Here is a 3,194-nt window from a genome sequence, read left to right on the forward strand (position 1 = left end):
ACCCCGGACATCTTCCCGAGGCGCTCCTTTGCGAAGGAAACTGTGCTGAGTTGGGTTCGATTTTGCGCGGCGAAAAGGATGCGGTGCAGGTTTTGTTCTCGGGGATCGGCGCGGAGTTGCTCGATCAATTCTATGGCGACGGTCTCTTCACCAGTCACTGGCTCGGGGCCATCGCCGCTGCCGTGAGCACGGCCGCTCGAAGTCTGCCCGAAGGACGCGGCCTGCGCATCCTGGAGATCGGCGCGGGGACAGGTGGATTGGCGTCGCAGGTTCTACCACTCTTGGAGCGCGGTTTGCATTCCTACACATTCACCGATGTCTCAGCCGCATTTTTTTCCGGCGCCGCGCAGAAGCTGGCGGCGTTTTCGGAGGTGGAGTTCAAGATTTTCGATCTCGAAAAGCCAGGCGGGGAGCAGGAACTCAAAGCAGGAGCATTCGACTTCATTATCGGGACCAACGTGCTGCACGCCGTCCGCGATGTGCGTGCCGCATTGCATAATTTGCATGGCCAGCTTGCCCCTGGGGGCAGCCTTATTTTCATGGACACGGCTACGCCACAACTTTGGACTGAGACTGTTTTCGGCCTAACGAGCGGCTGGTGGCGGTTTACTGATCGCGATCTGCGCCCGGAACAACCGTTACTCAAGAGAGGACAATGGGAAACGGTGCTACGGGAAGCTGGTTTCGTTGAAACGACTTCGTTGCCCGGTCTGACTGGACCAACCGGAGGCGAAGGTCAGATCGGCCTGTTTGCACGCAAGTCCTACGAGGAAGCTGCGGTGCCGGCCGAGACCCGCTTGCAAGCGCCGGAGGAGAAATCATGGCTTGTTTTCGCCGAAGCCTCGGGAGTGGGTGATGAATTGGTTTCGCGACTGCGCGTACTGGGCGCCAGATGCCGCGTCGCCTCGCAGGGAAACCATTTCGAGTTCGATGGCAACGACGCTTTTACCTTGCGACCGGGGACGCTGGAAGACTGGCAAAACCTTGTCGACGCCTATGCGGGCTCCCTGCCTGACCGCATCGTTTATCTTTGGAATCTGGACGGGCAGATGGACATGGCGACCAATCTGGACGCCCTGCTTCATCTTACCCAGGCGATCGAATCCGCCGCTCCCGCAGCAAGGTTGCGCCTGGACTTGGTAACGCGGAACGCTCAGCCTGCCGGCAACGATCCGCGACCGACGGCTGTGGCGCTAGCGCCGAGCATCGGATTGATGCGCGTCATTTTGAACGAATATTCCAACCTCTCTTGGCGCGCCATCGATCTTCCCCCGGAACCGTCCCCGGCAGATGCGGCATCGATTTGGGGCGAGCTAACGCGCAAAGACAGGGAACGCGAGATCGCCTTGCGAGGTGAAGCTCGCTACGTTCGACGACTGGACCGCGGCCGCTTGTCCTCAGAGCAGTGGCTCGATCCGACCCTACCGTTGCGTTTGGAATGCCGCGAACGCGGTCGTCTCGACACGCTGCGCTTTGCTCCGTTCGAACTGCCGCCGTGCGGCCCAGGTCAGGTGTTGATTGAAGTGAAAGCGGCCGGAATGAATTTTCGCGACGTGCTCAAGTCGTTGGCACTTTATCCAGGCGATGCTCCGGATGCGCGCATTTTTGGCGACGAAGTTAGCGGCATCATAAAAGCGGTTGGATCGAACGTCACGCACCTCGCGCCAGGAGATAGTGTGTTCGGGCTCGCCGTCTTCGGAATTGCTACTCACGCCATAGCGCGCGTGGGAGACATTCGACGGATTCCAGCGGATCTGACATTTGAGTCGGCAGCAACGTTACCGGTCGTTTTCATGACCGCGTGGTATGCGCTGCGAAACGTGGGGCGGCTCCGCGAGCGCGAGCGCGTTCTTGTTCACGCGGGCGCAGGTGGAGTCGGAATGGCCGCCATCCAGATCGCACTGCATCTTGGAGCGGACGTGATCGCCACTGCCGGTAGTTCCAGCAAACGTGCTTTGCTCAAAACGCTCGGAGTGGAACACGTGATCGACTCGCGACGCGGCGATTTTGCTGAGTCGGTGATGAAGATAACCGATGGCAAGGGAGTGGACGTCGTTCTGAACGCACTCGCCGGGGACGCGATTCCGATGGGTCTCTCCTGTCTCGCCGAATTCGGCCGCTTCATCGAGATCGGCAAACGCGATATTTACCAAAACGCGCGCATCCCGCTTCGGCCCCTCCGCAACAATGCGTCGTTCCACGTCGTGGCTATGGATGCGGTTTTCCACGGTAATGAAGAACTGACCCGCCAGATGCTGGAGGAGATTTCCGGGTTGGTCGACAAGGGTGCGTTGCGGCCGCTTCCCTACCGGGCCTTTCCTGCCTGCCGCGTCGATTCCGCGTTTCGCCTCATGGCTGGTGGAAAACACATCGGCAAGGTTGTGGTCGCATTCCCGACGCCATTTGTTCCGCGACGCGGTGAATTGCCCCCTCCGGGATTCGAGGTCAAGCCGGACGGATGCTATCTGATTACCGGCGCTTTCGGAGGATACGGAAAGGTGCTGGCTCGGTGGCTGGCTGAGTGCGGTGCGCGCCATCTTGTGCTCACGAGCCGGAGCGGCGCTTCCAGTCCGGAGGCCAGCAAGTTTGTTGAGGACCTGCAGAAGCGCGGTGTGGAAGTGCGCGTCGTGTCTGCGGATGTCGGCGCGCCCGATGACGTGCGGCGACTTTTTGCGGAAATCAAGTCCGGTGCACAGCCGCTGCGCGGTCTCTTTCATCTCGCGATGGTAATCGACGATGCACCGCTCGCGGCGCTCACGCCTGAACGCATGCGAACCGTCCTCGGACCAAAGGCGCACGGTGCATGGCTCCTCCACGAAGCAACCCGGGAAATGAAACTCGATTGCTTTGTGATGTTCTCCTCTGTCTCAAGCATTTTTGGTAATCCCGCTCAGGGAAATTACAGTGCGGCGAACGCCTTTCTCGACAGCCTGGCGCATCATCGTCAGGCGCTTGGCCTTCCTGCGCTTAGCGTGAATTGGGGCGTACTCGGCGGTGAAGGCTTTGTCGCGCGCAACGAGCGTATCGCCGATTTTCTTGCCCGGCAGGGAACGATTGCAATTTCGCCCGGTGAAGCGACGGCGCTGCTTGAATCGTTCCTTCGTGCGGGAAGTGCCCAAGCGATTTCAATTCGGGTTGATTGGAGAAAATGGCGTCAATTCTTTCGGGGCATGCAGGAAAATCCCTTGCTGGAG

At 59.7% G+C, this 3,194-nt stretch carries 1 protein-coding gene; it reads left to right on the plus strand.

Features of this window, described 5'->3' with window-relative positions:
• Window positions 1-50 precede the first annotated feature (50 nt).
• On the plus strand, window positions 51-3,194 hold a 3,144-nt coding region (locus tag VK574_RS06530), incomplete at its 3' end, for an SDR family NAD(P)-dependent oxidoreductase (protein WP_472799021.1).

It is taken from the genome of Occallatibacter sp., from assembly GCF_035317045.1.
Classification (GTDB): Bacteria; Acidobacteriota; Terriglobia; order Terriglobales; family Acidobacteriaceae; genus Telmatobacter.